At 34.2% G+C, this 17,207-nt stretch carries 13 protein-coding genes; 9 read left to right on the top strand and 4 right to left on the bottom strand.

Features of this window, described 5'->3' with window-relative positions; genetic code table 11:
• Positions 1 to 4 precede the first annotated feature (4 nt).
• From recO to ACM9HF_RS16810, 4 genes are all read left to right on the top strand, one after another.
• Complete coding sequence (gene recO / locus ACM9HF_RS16795; protein ID WP_473611738.1) at positions 5 to 685, top strand: DNA repair protein RecO; 681 nt, start codon at positions 5 to 7, stop codon at positions 683 to 685.
• A gap of 67 nt (positions 686 to 752) precedes the next feature.
• The gene (gene pdxJ, locus ACM9HF_RS16800) at positions 753 to 1,490 is read left to right on the top strand and encodes a pyridoxine 5'-phosphate synthase (protein ID WP_473611742.1); all 738 of its coding nucleotides are present in this window, start codon (positions 753 to 755) and stop codon (positions 1,488 to 1,490) included.
• Positions 1,491 to 1,517: 27 nt separating this feature from the next.
• Positions 1,518 to 1,898: a holo-ACP synthase gene (acpS, locus tag ACM9HF_RS16805; protein ID WP_473611746.1), complete on the top strand. Its 381-nt coding sequence runs from the start codon at positions 1,518 to 1,520 to the stop codon at positions 1,896 to 1,898.
• A 239-nt stretch (positions 1,899 to 2,137) separates the two neighbouring features.
• Entirely contained in the window at positions 2,138 to 2,392 is a 255-nt protein-coding gene (locus tag ACM9HF_RS16810; protein WP_473611749.1) for a hypothetical protein, read from the top strand.
• A gap of 15 nt (positions 2,393 to 2,407) precedes the next feature.
• Here ACM9HF_RS16810 and barA read toward each other — a convergent pair whose 3' ends face one another.
• Positions 2,408 to 5,206, bottom strand: a complete 2,799-nt coding sequence (gene barA / locus ACM9HF_RS16815) for a two-component sensor histidine kinase BarA (RefSeq protein ID WP_473611753.1) — start codon at positions 5,204 to 5,206, stop codon at positions 2,408 to 2,410.
• 142 nt (positions 5,207 to 5,348) lie between these two features.
• Here barA and rlmD point away from each other — a divergent pair, with 142 nt between their 5' ends.
• The 5 genes from rlmD (at position 5,349) to mazG (ending at position 11,590) form a co-directional block, all read left to right on the top strand.
• Entirely contained in the window at positions 5,349 to 6,701 is a 1,353-nt protein-coding gene (gene rlmD / locus ACM9HF_RS16820) for a 23S rRNA (uracil(1939)-C(5))-methyltransferase RlmD (RefSeq protein ID WP_473611757.1), read from the top strand.
• A gap of 6 nt (positions 6,702 to 6,707) precedes the next feature.
• Entirely contained in the window at positions 6,708 to 8,903 is a 2,196-nt protein-coding gene (relA, locus tag ACM9HF_RS16825) for a GTP diphosphokinase (RefSeq protein ID WP_473611761.1), read from the top strand.
• A 105-nt stretch (positions 8,904 to 9,008) separates the two neighbouring features.
• Complete coding sequence (locus ACM9HF_RS16830) at positions 9,009 to 9,647, top strand: GDSL-type esterase/lipase family protein (protein ID WP_473611765.1); 639 nt, start codon at positions 9,009 to 9,011, stop codon at positions 9,645 to 9,647.
• Between the two features lie 26 nt (positions 9,648 to 9,673).
• On the top strand, positions 9,674 to 10,747 hold the full coding sequence (locus ACM9HF_RS16835) for an acyltransferase family protein (RefSeq protein ID WP_473611768.1): 1,074 nt from the start codon (positions 9,674 to 9,676) through the stop codon (positions 10,745 to 10,747).
• Positions 10,748 to 10,777: 30 nt separating this feature from the next.
• Positions 10,778 to 11,590: a nucleoside triphosphate pyrophosphohydrolase gene (gene mazG / locus ACM9HF_RS16840; RefSeq protein WP_473611772.1), complete on the top strand. Its 813-nt coding sequence runs from the start codon at positions 10,778 to 10,780 to the stop codon at positions 11,588 to 11,590.
• A 118-nt stretch (positions 11,591 to 11,708) separates the two neighbouring features.
• On the opposite strand, the gene ACM9HF_RS16845 is transcribed toward mazG, so the two are convergent.
• From ACM9HF_RS16845 to ACM9HF_RS16855, 3 genes are all read right to left on the bottom strand, one after another.
• A complete protein-coding gene (locus ACM9HF_RS16845; RefSeq protein WP_473611776.1) occupies positions 11,709 to 12,440 on the bottom strand; it encodes a YebC/PmpR family DNA-binding transcriptional regulator in 732 nt (243 codons plus the stop codon).
• 105 nt (positions 12,441 to 12,545) lie between these two features.
• Positions 12,546 to 13,424 (bottom strand): LysR substrate-binding domain-containing protein, encoded by an 879-nt coding sequence (locus ACM9HF_RS16850; protein ID WP_473618325.1) that lies wholly within the window; start codon positions 13,422 to 13,424, stop codon positions 12,546 to 12,548.
• Positions 13,425 to 13,919: 495 nt separating this feature from the next.
• The gene (locus tag ACM9HF_RS16855; protein WP_473611780.1) at positions 13,920 to 16,670 is read right to left on the bottom strand and encodes a methyl-accepting chemotaxis protein; all 2,751 of its coding nucleotides are present in this window, start codon (positions 16,668 to 16,670) and stop codon (positions 13,920 to 13,922) included.
• Between the last annotated feature and the right edge of the window lie 537 nt (positions 16,671 to 17,207).

Raw genomic sequence — 17,207 nt, forward strand, 5'->3', positions numbered from 1 at the left:
CACGATGGAAATATTTGAGCAACAAGCTTTTATTCTTCACAGTAGACCATTCAAAGATAATCAGTTAATCGTTGATTTGTTAACTGAACAAAGTGGTAAAGTTTCCGCTATTGTTTACACAGGTAAAACACAAAAATCGAATAAAAAAGGGCTGTTACAGCCTTTTTTGCCCTTACAAGTATTATTAAAGGGTAAAGGACAACTTAAAAATTTAAGTCGTATAGAAACGACTTCACGCTCTTATGCGCTTTCTGGAAATTACGTTTTTAGTGGCTTTTATCTTAATGAATTATTAGTCAAATTACTTGGTGACCATATAGAATGCCCTGAACTGTTTCATCAGTATAAGCGAAGTTTACAGGCATTAGCTGAGCAAACATCAATAGAAAGAACGCTCAGGAATTTTGAAATGATTTTGTTAGATGAACTTGGGCAAAGTTTTGATTTTAGTACTGTATTTGAGTCGCAAGCGCTATTCTTTTATTACGTTCTTGAAGAAGGCTTTATTCCTGCGATAAATAAGCTAACTTTACCAAAATACAGCAAAGAGCATCTTTTAGCTATTGCACAACAAAGTATTGAAGATGAACAGGTATTAAGAACATTTAAGTTATTAATGAGACAAGTGATCAATAACTTATTAGGTGGCAAACCATTAAATAGTAGAAAGTTATTTACTCGATAACAGTCATTTACAAAACGAAAAACACGTAAATTATTAATTATACAAACAGTAAAAATAAGAGTTAATTATGAATGATATTTTATTAGGCGTTAATGTTGATCATATTGCAACGTTACGACAAGCTAGAGGTACAAACTTTCCAGATCCTGTCTACGCAGCAACAGTTGCAGAACATGCCGGTGCAGACGGTATTACGGTTCATTTACGTGAAGATAGACGCCATATTCAAGACCGAGATATTCATGTACTTAAACAAACACTGAATACTCGTATGAATTTAGAAATGGCAGTAACAGATGAAATGCTTGATATTGCTTGTGATGTTAAACCTGTGTTTTGTTGTTTAGTACCTGAAAAACGTGAAGAGCTTACAACGGAAGGTGGTTTAGATGTTGTCGGGCAGTTAGATAAAATTACTCAAGCGGTTAGCCGCTTATCTGCGGTTGGTACGCAAACCAGCTTATTTATTGATGCCGATATAAAGCAAATAGATGCGGCTTTAGCCACTAAAGCGACGTATATTGAAATTCATACTGGTAAATATGCTGATGCGGTTAACGAAGAGGAGCAATTGACCGAGTTAGAACGATTAACCAAAGGTATTAAATACGCTCATAGCAAGGGTTTGAAGGTTAATGCGGGACATGGCTTAAATTACTTTAATGTTAAACCCATTGCCGCTATTCCTGAGATTATCGAGTTAAACATAGGTCATAGTATTATCGCTCGTGCGGTAATTGACGGATTAGATAAAGCGATCCGTGATATGAAGCGCCTAATGCTTGAAGCGCGTGGAATCAAATAAAGGTCTATAAAGAGCGTAGGGTAGAGTATGTCAGTTGTTGGTATTGGAACAGATATTGTAGAAATTAACAGAATTGCTGCAATGTCTGAAAAAGTGCGAAATAGTCTTGCCTTAAGAGTACTCACAGATGCTGAATACAAGCACTACTCTACTGTAAAACAACCTGAACGTTATTTGGCCAAAAGATGGGCAGGTAAAGAAGCTTTATCTAAGGCATTAGGTACAGGCATTGCAAAAGGTGTATCTTTTCAACATATCGAGATTCTATCGTTACCCTCTGGTCAACCTGTTTTACAATTAACCGATAAAGCCTTGGAAATAGCAAAGTCTTTAGGGGCTAGCAAATGGCATATTACCTTATCAGACGAAGTTAACTATGCAACTGCTTTTGTTGTTCTTTCTATTTAGGTATTTTTCATAGTTAAAATATACGTTATTTAATTTTGTTGTAGCAGAGCGTTATTAACGTGTTAATTTATTTGGTGTTTTGAACTGGTTTTTATAATAGATTGATAATAAAACTATTATTTCCATAGTTAACAGCTTCTTTCATTAATGTATATTTTTAATATATTCTTGAACAATTTTATTATTAAAGTCTATACTGAATATAATTATATTAAATTTATGGATAGCGGAGTTAGTTTATGGAAGAAAAGAAGTCTCCTACTACTGAACGACGTAATGAATCACCGGAAGCTTCTTCTTGGTGGGATAAATTAACTTTAGCGCAAAAGTTCTCTGCGAGTAGTTTAGGTAAGTTTGGTTACGAACTATTATGTATTCGTAAAGTAAAAGGTAAAAACCTTGCCATATTAAAGTGTAATGGTGGTATTGCTACAATAGCTGCTGATGGTGAAATAAATACATCAGCTAAAATAAAACTTAGGTCTGAAGAATAGAGTTATCGACAAATGCTACAGATTTATATTTAATTTTGCTATAGGCACATTCAATGAACTTAATACTTGAGGGGCTACTTTTATTATATTATCCAAGTGTTCAAAAAATTCAAAAAATTCAGGTTCTAATTCTTCAATACTCACACCTTGCTTAAGAGATGTCTCTATTTGATGAGTCACTTTACTTAAATTAGGCACTCCAGAATAGCAGCAAGCACCATTAAGTTTATGAATTAAGGTTTTTAATTGTTCTATATCTTGGGACGTTATCGCCTCGGTTATATGTATTTTAGCTTCAGGTAAGCTTTTGGTTAATCCAATTAACATTTCTTTCGCTAACTCTTCTTTGTTACCTGCTCTTTTTAACGCCAATGACCAATCTATAATAGCCGTTGTGTGTAGACTACTTACTACCTCTGGTGGATCTATGTCTACGTCATTACATTTATGCTCATTGAATTTAGCCATATCACAATATTCGTAAATAGCATGGCTTAACATAGATTCGTCTAGTGGCTTCGACATATAAAAATCAAAACCTTGCTCAATTAATTTGTCTTTTTCTCCGTGTAGGGCATGTGCTGTTACCGCTATGATCGGCGTAGAGTCATTGAATGTTTTAGCTTTAATCGCTAACAATGCTGATATACCATCCATTACTGGCATTTGTATATCCATAAATATTAAGGCGTATTTTTCTATTTTACATAACTCTAGTGCTTCTAAGCCATTAGTTGCCGTAATAACTTCAGCAACTTGTTCAAGTAATAAGGTTTTAATAAGTTTTAAATTAGCTTCATTGTCATCGACTGCTAATACCTTAATAGGCAGGTGATTTTTAAATTTATTTGGTAGGTATGTTTTTATAGATTTATGGTCTTTATGAGTAAAAGCTTTACATAATTTTATTGGTGTAATGGGTTTACTAATACAGTTTGAAGCACCACTGGCTATCAATGTTTCATAAATATGTGGTGAATTACTGTTAACCGCAAGATGAATAGATACCGCATTTTTATTACATTGACTTATTGAACTCTTCAGCTCATCTAAAGCAATTGGACTAATGTCATGACCGATTAATATATGATCATAACTATGTTGATGAGATAAAGCAGCTATCACTTGCTCAATACTAGTGACATGAGAAACTTCCATTCCCCAGTCTGACATGATCTGGGTAGTTGCCATTCTGCTGTGCATATGCGGTTCAAAGTATAATACTTTTTTATAAGCTAAAGATGATGTTTGTAATTGAGATATCAGTGGAATAGGGGTTACTTCAGACTGGAAAGTAAACCAGAAAGTTGAACCTTTACCTTCTTCACTAGAAAATCCTATTTTACCATGCATTTCAGAGACTAATCTTTGTGAGATAACCAAGCCTAAACCTGTACCTCCATATAAACGCGTAATACTATTATCTGCTTGGCCAAATGCTTCAAAAAGCGCTTCTTGTTGTTGGCTTTTTATTCCGACACCGGTATCAACTAACTCTACTTTTAATATTGCTGTTTTGTGATCGCTTTGCTCGCATTTTATATCAATATTGACCGAACCTTTTTCGGTAAATTTAATTGCATTACTGGCTAAATTAATGATGATCTGCTTAACTCGCATAGCATCACCAATAAGAGAATCAGGTACAGAGGAGGTGATATTGAAAGAAAGCTCTATGTTCTTTTGATGCGCACTGGGTGCTAATAAGGTTAAGGCTTCTTCAGTAGCTTCTCTTAATGAATAAGGGATTTTTTCCAGAACCATTTTTCCTGCATCTAATTTAGAAAAGTCTAAAATATCGTTAATGATGGAAAGTAAGTTAGCGGCAGAGCCCTCAATAGTGTACAAGTAATCTCGTTGAGTATCAGTAAGAGGTGTTTTAAGTACTTGTCGAGTAAAGCCTATAACACCATTTAGTGGAGTTCTTAATTCATGACTCATATTGGCTAAGAATTCAGATTTTACTTTATTAGCATCTTGAGCTTTACGTTTAGCAATGTTTAATTCAACGTTTTGTATTTCGAACTGCTCTAAACTTTCACGTAAATCTATAGTGGCTTGATCTATATGACGCTGCATCTCATCGTTAAAATCAACTAATGACTGGGCCATGGAATTCACACCATTTTTGAGAAAACTTAGCTCGCCAATTAATTGCCCACTTATACGACTTTCAAGTTTGCCTTCTCTTATTCTATCCACCATTTGCACCATAGATAAAATAGGGCTAGTGACATATTTAATGAGTTGTGATGCAAAAATAAAATTAATGAGCACGCCAAGGAGAACAATCGAAAAAGCGATAAGTACTTCACTTTGTTGATTAAACTGAATTTTATTTTTATCTATTTGAATAGAAACATAACCAATAGGGGATATTTTGCTATTTGATGAATTAAATTCGTCAATAATAGGCGCTCTGAAAATAACATAATCATCGTATTCAGTTTTTGATGTTTTTTCGGGGATCGCCTCTCCAGCATTTAGCCTCATTAAATTAATATCACCATGATATGAACTGGTTACAAATATTTGATTATCTTGAGTAAATAAAGCGATACTTTTAACGATGGAAGATTGGCTACGGTGTGCAAAACTAATTAAATGCCGTAATTTTTCTCGTTGTTCATTTAATAAAGGATCTGTGCTGGCTATCGCTAAAGGTTCGATAATACTCTGAGCTTGAGTCGTTAAAAAATCATCTAATTCACTGTATCGACTAAACGAGAAATAAGCAGCTACGGCTAAGCTGATCAAAGTCGTTGGTATGATAGTGAGTAAAATGACCCAGTCTTTAAGACTAATTTTATGCATGTATCTCTTAACTTAGTGTAGAATTACGAGTTTATATTCATTTGTATTCGTTTGTAATATACAAATATTATTTTCATATAATGTCATATACACACGCGAATTTGTAGCGTTGGATCGATGGCAACTCAATAAAGATAAAAACATGGCTAATTTTTTTAAACCCAGCACTAAAAAACAACCTACAGGACAAGTTATATCGATAGTTATTGATCGGCTTGATCATAATGGTATAGGTGTAGGGGAATATAATAAGAAGCCTATTTTTATAGAAAACACATTACCTAAAGAAAAAATAAAGGCTAAAATTGTTGAGGCTAAAGGTAAGTTTTATAAAGGGAGTGTTATTGAGCTAGTGAGTACTAGTGAACACCGTGTAAAACCGTCTTGTAAGCATTTTAAAACTTGCGGTGGTTGTGATTTACAGCACTTATCATTTGAAGAGCATTTAGCATTTAAACAACATAAACTTATCGATTTATTTTCGCGAAATAACATTAACGGTAATTTGCCTTGGCAAGAAAGCATCACTAGCGATGCACTGCACTATAGAAGAAAAGCCCGCATAGGTGTGCAATACAATAAGTTAGGCGAACCTATTGTGGGCTTTAGACAAAAATCGAGTAATAACTTAGTACAACTAAAAGAATGTATTGTATTGGTTGAACCTATCAAGCATGTGTTTACAATACTTACATCACTTATTAAATCGTTAAGCCTAGTTAAATCTATTGGGCATGTTGAAGTTATTTATACGCAACATATAAGTATAATTGTAAGACAGCTTATTCCGCTTAATGAACAAGATAAAACGTTATGGAAGAACATTGCAGAGCAACATCAATGGCAAGTCTATATTGATAACGGAAAAGAGGTTACTCTACTAACACCTGTTACACCTTTGTTTTATCAAATAAGTGAGCAGAGTGGAATATCTCAAAATCATGCTTCGGAATCGGTTATTAATATTTATTTTGAACCTAAAGACTTTATTCAGGTTAATCATCACGTTAATAATAAAATGATCATGCAAGCGTTAAACTGGTTAGATTTACAAGAAGATGATCAGGTATTGGATTTATTTTGTGGTTTAGGAAATTTCAGTTTACCCATAGCGAGAAAAGTTAAAAGTGTTGTGGGGGTTGAAGGTTTGCAAACCATGGTAGATAAAGCTACCTATAATGCTCAAATGAGTAACCTTGATAACACCGCGTTTTTTCAAGCGGATTTAAATAGTAACTGGGGTAAGCAAGCTTGGGCACATAAAAAATATTCGAAAGTTTTATTAGATCCTGCTAGAGCCGGAGCATACGAGGCTTTAATTCAGTTAATAGATTTGGATATTTCAAGTATTGTTTATGTAAGTTGCGACCCAGCAACGTTAGCTAAAGACAGTCAATTACTTATCAGTAATGGATATACTATAGAGAAAATAGCCATTATGGATATGTTTGCACAAACTAAGCACATTGAGACAATGATATTGTTTAAAAAGTAGGATTTTATGGTTTCTGTTCGTCGTTCACATCAAACATCAATGCCAACTTTTGAGCTATGGCTAAAAACACTTGAGCTAACTGGCCCTAAGCAAAGAGCACTAGAGGCTTTATGGAAAGAGGTGCATACTTTCTTTAATGATCAAGAAGAGTGCTTAATTAAGTCTAGAGAAATGGTTGAAATTCTTGCTGCTCTTAATCTTGATAAAGATTCGCTTTGTGCCGCTTTTTTATGTCCATTATACGAATATGATTGTATTGAACTTAGCTTTATAGAAGAAAACTTTAATAAGTCAGTTTTCAATTTATGCCATGGCGTTAACCAAATGGATGCCATTAAAATTTTGCAAAAAAGGCGTAGCGATCAAGTTTCAGGTACACACATAGATAACGTGCGTAAAATGTTATTGGCTATGGTTGATGATGTACGTGCGGTGGTGATTAAGTTATCTGAACGCTTATGTCATTTACGTTTAGTTAAAAACCTTGATGAAGAAACCAAAGTATTAACCGCCAAAGAAATTGTTAATATTTATGCACCTTTAGCTAATCGTTTAGGTATAGGGCAATTAAAATGGGAACTAGAAGATTTATCTTTTAGGTATTTACACCCGAATACTTATAAAAAAATTGCCAAGCTATTAGATGAAAAAAGATTAGACCGTGAACAATACATGGTTGATTTTGTTGAAAGTCTATCTTCTCAGCTAAAAAAACTAGAGGTGAGAGGAGAAGTGTTTGGTCGACCAAAACACATTTTTAGTATTTGGAAAAAAATGCAACAAAAGTCTTTAGACTTTGATCAGCTTTTTGACGTAAGAGCTGTAAGGATCATTGTAGAGAGATTACAAGATTGTTATAGCGCTTTAGGTGTTGTTCATACGAATTGGAAGCACTTATCGAGTGAGTTTGATGACTATGTTGCCACACCAAAAGCCAACGGTTATCAGTCAATTCATACGGTAGTATTAGGGCCAGAAGGCAAGTCGGTTGAGATACAAATAAGAACGCAACAAATGGATGATGATGCTGAATTAGGTGTTGCGGCTCATTGGCGTTACAAAGAAGGCACTGCTTCAGGTAAAACAACTGGCTTTGACGATAAAATTAGCTGGCTAAGAAAAATATTACAATGGCAAGAAGATGTAACCGAAAGTGGTGAATTGATTGATGAGTTACGAAGCCAAGTGTTTGAAGATCGTATCTATGTATTTACCCCAAGCGGTGAAGTTATTGATTTACCAGTTAATTCTACCCCATTAGATTTCGCTTATTATATTCACTCTAATGTAGGGCATACCTGTATTGGAGCGAAAGTTTTTGGTCGTATTGTTCCTTTTACACATAAACTAAAAACAGGTGATCAAGTTGAAATTCTTCGTAGTAAAAGCGCAACGCCTAGCCGAGACTGGTTAAACCCTAATTTACATTATTTACATACTGCACGAGCACGGTCTAAAGTGCAGCACTTCTTTAAGTTTGCAGATAAAGATAAAAACATTGCCGCAGGTAAAGAGTTACTAGACGCTGAATTAGGTAAAAATAATCTTACACAAATTGATTTTTCACAAGCATTCGACCGCTTTAATGTGGCCAGCGTAGAAGACTTATATGGAGCGATAGGCTCTGGTGGTGCTCGATTACAACAAGTGGTTAATTTCTTTCTACAAAAAGAAAACGAACTAAAACCTTTTGAAGAAATAGATCCTCAATCTTTAGTTAAAGAGCCCAATCCATCGCAAAAACTAAAAGCTGACTCCAATGGTGTTACTGTTTCTGGTGTAGGTAATTTAATGACACATATGGCTAAGTGTTGCCATCCTGTACCGGGAGATAATATTTTAGGCTTTATAACACAAGGGCGAGGGATTTCTGTTCACCGTATTGATTGTGAACAGCTTGCTAACTCGCTTGATTTACAACCCGAGCGTGAAATTGAAGTACAGTGGGGCGATGAGCAGAAAACAAGCTATCAAGTAACCGTTCAAGTGATAGCAAGTGACAGACAAGGCCTTGTACGTGACATTTCAACTATTATAGCGAACGAAAGAGTCAGTATTGTGGGTATGGATACACATTCAGATAATGTAAAACATACTACATCAATGTTATTGAAGCTTGAGTTAACCAACAATGAAATCTTAACAAGGTTGATTGATAAGTTACTACAGTTAGATGACATTATTAGCGCTAAGCGCATTTAGGTATAACTCAAACATTCGTTTTAAAATAATAAGTATAAAGTGAAATTCAAATATTCAAAAATAATTTATATAGTAGCGATCTTTCTTTTGTTCTGTATGGTGATCATGAGCAGCGCTTATATTAAGCGCTTTATTGTTCTTCTTAATACAGAACAAAATGAGTTAACTCGATATTATTATCAAATGGCAGCCTTTCACCAAAGGATCGATAATAATTTAACCCAAGGATATAATGTTTTTATTGGTGATAGTTTAATACAAGGATTAGCTGTTTCTGAAATTGATAATAAAACAGTTAATTATGGAATTGGTAATGACACAACATACGGTGTTATTAAAAGGCTTCCGTTATACAAATCTATTTCATATGCAAAAAATATCATTATCTCTATTGGCCATAATGACATCAGGCAGAGAAAGCAAAAAGAAATTATTCAAAACGTTCGAACAATAATTGAATACATTCCTCCTGATAAAAGCGTTATTATTTGCGCTATTTTTTTAGTTGATGAAAATATTCAGATGGAAGGAATAACGAACCTAAAAATACAAAATTTAAATAATAAAATTAAAGGTTTAACCCTAAAATATTCAAATGTCAGTTATTTAGATACCAACTCACTTGTGACTTTAGATGGAAACTTATCTCCTCAATATCATATTGGTGATGGTATTCATTTAAATAAAAAGGGGAACGAATTGTGGATCAGAGAACTCAAAAACGCGTTAAAACGTAAAGAGTAAGTTAAATTTATTAAAGGACCTTTCACTTGCAAAGAATTAACTACCTTGATGGACATCGCGGTATTGCTATTTTATTAGTCATGCTCTTTCATGCTTTTAGCCGATGGCCTGAATTGGTTCCATATACAAACGAGTATGCAGAATTTCCTTTATTTCAATTTGGCTTTTTAGGTGTACAACTTTTCTTCATATTGTCAGGGTTTGTTATATTAATGACCTTAGAAAAATGCACTAATTTTAAAGAATTTATTTATCATCGATGGTTAAGATTATTTCCAGCGATGCTTATTTGTTCTTTAATTATATATTTTTCAGCGAGTTATTTTTTTGAAAGACCTAACGGAGATCCATCTGTTAAAGATTTAATTCCAGGTTTAACTTTTATTGACCCTTATTATTTAAGTCGCTTAATAGGGGGGGTGAATAACCTTGAAGATGCTTTTTGGTCTTTATATGTCGAGTTTAAGTTTTACGTTATCTCTGCTTTGTTATACTTTTTAATTGGAAGTAAAAAACTTGTTGTGAGCTTGTTTGTACTTTTTGTTCTTTGGTTTTTTCTTACACAATTGCAGCAGCATACAGATAGCCGTTTAATATATTATGCATTATCTTTGACTAATCATCTCTCTTTGAAATATTTTGGTTGGTTCGCTGCTGGTGCCTCTTTTTACCTATATACAAAACATGATGATAAGCAGTGGTTCTGGTATGGTGTGGTTATATGTATTTTAAGCTCGTTGGCTGCGGCAATCGTAAGCCATAGTGTAGAAGTATTAGTAGCTATACTTATTATTTCTTTATTCTTTTCAGCTTCACTTATCAGTGTGAATATACAACAATTTTTAAGTAATAAGTTTTTGTTATTTTTGGGTTATGTTAGTTATCCTTTATATCTATTACACGAAAACATGATGATATCTTTTGTTATTAAATTTAATGATTTATTACCACAAAAGCTGAGTTTTCTTTTACCTTTATTTGCAATTACTATCATATCGAGTATTGCTTATGTCATAGCTAAATATATTGAGAAACCAGTAAAAAACATTATAAAAAACATATTTGATTTTAACAAAGCACAAAGCTTATCTTCAAAATAATATTATTAAACAACAAGGTAATCATTATTAATGCTAAACGATAAATCGTCTATTGAAAAACTTCGATGGATTATGGCCCAATTACGAGATCCTGAATATGGCTGCCCGTGGGATATTAAACAAACCTTTTCCTCTATTGTTTCTCATACTATTGAAGAAGCTTACGAAGTTGCTGATGCGATTGAACAGCAAGATTATGTTGAACTAAAAAAAGAATTAGGTGATTTACTGTTTCAAGTGATTTTTTATAGTCAATTGGGCGAAGAAGAAAAACTATTTGGTTTTGATGATGTAGTAGAAGCTGTTTGCGAAAAACTTATTAGGCGTCATCCGCACGTGTTCTCAGACGCATCATTAAGTACAGATGCTGAGATTAAAGCTAACTGGGAAAATGAAAAAGCTAAAGAGCGAGAGCTGAAAAATAACACGCAAAATAATGAAGAGCGTTTAAGTATTTTAGCCGATATTCCTAAAAACTTACCAGCATTATCACAAGCAGCTAAAATACAAAAACGTTGTTCACATGTAGGTTTTGATTGGGATAATGTTGATGATGTTTTTGCTAAAATTGAAGAAGAAGTGCAAGAGGTTAAAGCTGAGCTTCATCGTGATGAAGCGGCCTTGAGCGAAGAATTAGGCGATTTATTGTTTGCGGTAGTCAATTTGTGTCGTCATGCCAAGCAAGATCCTGAAACCATATTACGTAAAGCGAATCAAAAGTTTACTAAACGATTCCAATCTGTTGAAAGTAAAGTAAATCAATCATCTAAAGCATTTACAGACCATAAACTTGATGAGCTTGAAGTGTATTGGCAAGAAGTTAAACAAGAAGAAAGTAAGTAACTGTTTATTAAATAAAAGAGTTTGCTTTACAAAGAAGTAATACTAATTTAAATAATAAACATAAAAAAAGCATCTAACTTCATGAATAAGTAGATGCTTTTTGTTTATTCGCTTTACGTTATTCTTCAGCAGGTAACTCAGCATTGTGATAAACGTTTTGTACATCATCACAATCATCTAACATTGCCATAAACTTTTCAAAATTAGCAATGTCATCGGCATCAGTTAATTCTGTATAAGTTTGAGGAACAAAGGTAATTTCTTCAACTTCTAAGTCATATTCAGGCATGCTATCGGCAAACGCTGTTTTTATTTTGAAGAATTCGGTATGTGGAGCAAATACGGTAATGATCCCATCTTCAAGTTCAACGTCAGTTACGTCTATTTCAGCCATTAATAGATTTTCGAACACAGATTCGTCATCTTCACCTTTAAAAGCAAAAACAGCTTGGTGCGCAAACATATGAGAAACTGTGCCTGAAGAGCCGATTTTAGAATTTGTTTTAGTGAAACACTGACGAACATCTTTAATGGTTCTATTACCGTTATCTGTTAAACAGTCGATAATAACCATACAGCCACCGGGTCCGTAACCTTCATAGCGAGATTCACTATAATCTTCGCCACCAGTACCTTTAGCTTTTTCAATTGCTTTATCAATTACATGTGTAGGTACTTGGTCTTTCTTAGCTTTTTCAATTAAGCGACGAAGAGATAAGTTACTGTCAGGGTCTGTACTGCCGTTTTTAGCACATACGTAAATTTCTTTACCGTATTTAGAATAAACTTTAGTTTTGGCGCCTTGTGTCTTGGCCATTGATAATTTACGGTTTTGGTAAGCTCTTCCCATCTTAAATCTGTCTCTTTATTTATTTACAATAAACTTACCCTTAATTCTACCAGTGAAAGGCTAGTTTTGACTAGTGCATAGCCAAAAATTGCTTTAATTTAACAACTAAATTTCATCTGCAAAGGTTGATTTAACCCACTTAGCAAATATTTCGAGTTCTTTTTTGTTTTCCATGTTCTCATGTTGGACTAAGTAGTAGCGGTCATTTGTTACTAGTTCATCTTCAAATAATTTAACTAATGAACCTTCTTTAAACCAGGTCTCACTCATAGGTAAGGGAATTAATGCGATCCCCATGCCTTGTTGAGCTGCTCGAGCAACGCCGAACATACTATCAAATTGGATGATTTGTTTAGGGTCGAAATTACTACGGCCTGTTTTTTCAGCCCATTGATGCCAAGACCAAGGACGAGAGCGATGCAATAATAAAGGGATAGAATTTAGTGCATCTAAATCACTATCTTTCCATTTTTTATAAAGTGCCTTATTACAAGCTGGTGCGTAACGAATTGGGAATAAGTCGTGTACTATGCTGGCATTTGGTTTTCCATTCGCTAGTACAATTGATAAATCAGCAATTTGCGAAGGTTCTGAACCTGACTTTACTGTTTCAAGTTGTAAGTTGATTTTAGGGTTTTCTTCAGCCCACTCACTTAGCCTAGGTATAAAAAGTTCACTAGCAAAAAATTCAGGCATGCTAATGATGATATTTTTATTTTGCTGGCTGTTTGTGAAATCAGAAATTGTAGATTCTAATTGGTTAATCAATGGATTAACCGACTGATAAAACTGCTTTCCTGCGGAAGTGAGTTCAATTGCGCGAGTTTGGCGCTTAAATAAAGTGATGCCCAACTGTTCTTCAAGCTGTTTTATTTGATGGCTTACGGCAGAAGGTGTTAAAAAAAGCTGCGAAGCTGCATGTTTAAAACTTAAACATTTAGCGGCAATACAAAAAGACCTTAGGCCTCTAATAGGGGTTTGGATTGGCATATCATTTACAACAAGGTAGTTACGTCACAAACTGTAAAGCAATAATTAGACCTGCTAGTCAGTTTTTATTTTATCTTTTAAAACAATCGTTTAAATTTTTACTTTTAATTAAGAGTATTATTTGAAGTGTGTTGAACTATTGTGGTGCAGCGGTGTGATCTATTATGGTGCTTTGGTGAGTATAATACCTTAAGTAATCTAAGGTTATAATATTAAAGGCAAAAAAAATGGACGCCATAAGGCGTCCAAAACAACAAACATATGTTTTATCAATCGGGGAGATCTAAAAACAAGTTCATCTTATAAATACTTGACACATGTGACAAGTGTTAAGAAATCACCTGATAGTTGAATTTTATTCATTTATGGTTTTATCTAAAATAATACGCGCTTGGTTTAAGGCGTTTTATGACTCAGTGGTTTGAGGGAGGGATAAAAAGCCTTGTCATAAGGTTATTTATAACAAAGCTTAAAGGGAGGGGATGATATTTAAGTAATTTTAAAAACTGATACTTCTCTTTCTAAGTCAGTGGCTAGTTTGGCTAACTCGACACTCGATTCAGCAATATGTTCTGTTGCAGTACTGGTTTCTGCCACACCCATGTTAAGTGTTTCTACGCTTTCTAAAATAATTTTCACTACAACAGATTGTTCTTCTGCAGCCGTTGCTATTTGGGTACTTAAATCGTTAATTTGATTGATTTCTTCATTGATTATTTTATTAAGGTCGTTCACTTCTTGTGCGTGAGATTTAACGGTATTTGCTTGAATAACACTATTAGCCATAACTTCTACTGAAGAATTAGCACCCGCCATAATAGTATTGACCATATCGTTTATTTCTTTGGTTGAGTCTTGGGTACGCTGAGCTAATTGTCGTACTTCATCAGCTACAACGGCAAAACCTCTGCCTTGCTCGCCTGCTCGAGCAGCTTCTATAGCAGCATTTAGAGCAAGGAGGTTGGTTTGATCGGCGATACCTTTAATAACATCTAATACGGTAACCACTTGACTAAAGTCAGTACGTACTTTTTGAACGCTTTGCTCCGAATCTTGTATTTTGTCTGTCATTGAAAGAATTGCATTGTAGGTGTCGTCTATTTTATTCGAACTATCAGTAACCTTACTCTGAATTTCATGAACTGCAGAAGATGTTGTAGAGGCACTTGCGGCTACATCATTTACAGTCATTCCCATTTCTTGCATCGCGGTTTTAAGTTGATCTGATGCAACACTTTGAGCCGATAGTGTTTGGCTCGTTTGAGTGGTAATAGTAGCTAATTCTTCTGAAGTACTTGATTGTTGAAGAGAAACCATTTCAATATTTTTAACAATATTGGCTAAGTTATTTATCATTTGTTGAATGGCTATTTGTAAATGGCCGACTTCATCATTGGATGTTTTAGCAACTTTAATGGTTAAATCACCTTTGGCAACACGTTGTGCAGCTTCGGATACCACGATAATGGGAGATGCTATTTTACCCGCAAACAATATACCCACAAGCGCAATAACAATTACAAATACTACCATGAGGATTATCATGAAATTTGTATTTTTATTGATGGAAGCAAATGCTTCAGGTTCGTCTATTTCTGACAAAATAGCCCAGCTGAAGTTGTCAAAATCTATACGGTCAAAAGACGATAGCACGGGATTTCCATTATAATCAGTGATTATATTCGTGCCTTTTTTGCCAGCTAAAGCATCTCTTGTCGCTTGGGTATCAACACCGTTTTTATCAATAGTGCCTGCAAAGCTTGCGTTAACAGAATGCCCCTCGGGGTCTAAAAACGAATTACTTCTCATTTTTAAATCCATTCCTACAAGATAACTTTCACCGCTATCTCCCATACCTTCTCTTATGCCCATGATATTTTGTATGCCTTCAATAGGAAGCTGCAGGGCAATATATAATGAAACTTTTCCTTTGGCGTCTAATATAGGTTGGCCAATAAAAGCAGCAGGATCATTATTACTTGGAGCGTAAGGGGCAAAATCAACAAAGCCGTATTGTCCATTATCTTTAATTTGAGTAACTAAGGTACCTAAATTTGATGAGGCATACTTTCCACTTAAAATATTGGTTTGATAATCGGCTTCTTTTGCGACGGTATAAAAAATATAGCCGCTAGCATCAATAAGAAATAAATCATAATAACCGTATTGTTTTATATAGTTGTTATAAAACTCTTCATTTTTAAATGTGGTGGGATTAAATGCTTCGGCTATATCAACCTCAGAAATAATTGCCCAACGAATACCATTTGCTATTTCTAAATAATCCCAACTACTCACAACAGGGTTATTATTGTAATCATTGATTAGTTGAGTATCTTTATTGCCATTTAGTGCGTTAATTGCTGCGGTTGTTTCTACTTTATTGTTTGCAGCAAAAGAGGCTTTAACTGAATAATTTTTGGGGTTAAGGTAAGAGTTAGAACGCATTAGCTTGTCTGGCCCTACAAGATAAGACTCTCCGGTTTCTCCCATACCTACGCGATTGCCTAATATATTATTAATTTTTTCTATCGGCTGTTGAAAGGCAATGTAACCAATGCGCTTGCCATTAACGGTAACGGGTTTGACCGTAAATGCAGCAGGGTCATCGTTGCTTGGCGCATAAGGTTTAAAATCACCGAATTGAATGTCTGTAGATTTACTTTGTTGGGCTAAGATAAAAGCTTGATAAAATGAGCTTTCACTTAAGTCTTTTGGAATGTTTTGTCCTAAATCACTTTCTCTAGTGACAGAGTAAATAATCGTACCATCGTTGCTAATAATGAAAAAATCATACCAACCAAAATAGTTTAAAAGAGGTTTGTATGAAGCATCATACTTATCGAGTAAGGTTTTCCATTTATTTTTATCCGCAAAGCTAGAGAGTAAAGTGGTTAAATTGGTTTGTAATTCTATTTGTTTAGCCAGTAATTCAAGTTGGGTGTTGTTATTGGCTAAATAATCATTTAGCTGTGCTTTTTTTACTGAATTAATCGCAGAAAGTTTCATGAAAGCTTGTTTTTTCATGGTACTGGCTATATCCACGAGTACAGACATATCGCCTTTTCTTTCCTTAAAATAGGTTTCAATCGATTGCTTTTTTATTTGGTTAATAGCGGTGAGTTGGTTGTAAACCTTGTCTGAGACATCGTCCGAATTATTAAAGGTGGTAACAACACTAATGATAACTGCGGGGATAATACCAATAGCCACTAAAAGCAACATGATTTTAGTTTTCAAACTTTCCATTTTGAACATAATAATATCTCGTAGAGGTTAATCCGGCACTTTAAATGCTTATTTAATAATAGTGCATAATTATTTTATTTTTAATAATTATAACTTAAAAAATATTAATTACAGTCTTAGTTTATGTTTTTTATGGTTTTTTTTGTTTTCTGGACGGGAGGTTCTCTAACTATTCATGTTATTAACAATAAACCTACTATAAATTTACATATTGTTTACTGTTAACAATGTTTGCTTTGTACTGCGAAAATAATAAATACTATTTATACCTACCACTCAATATGCCTATTTCAGGGTGCTTGAGCGATATCAATTCAAGGCAATGCTTTGTAATAATGGTCGTTCCCTTATAAAAAGATATAACTGCCGTTAATCCTGTCTCTTGAAGTTGCATGAGAATCATAGGCTATATTTTATATACGAAACGCCGATTTTTTTACAAAATAAGGCGATTTCGTATTACCGCTATTTAAGTTAGTTTTATAAACTTCTTGGTATAGTCGATATAAGTATCTTCCTTTGTAGGGC

The sequence above is a fragment of the Colwellia sp. RE-S-Sl-9 genome, from assembly GCF_048296855.1.
Classification (GTDB): domain Bacteria; phylum Pseudomonadota; class Gammaproteobacteria; order Enterobacterales; family Alteromonadaceae; genus Pseudocolwellia.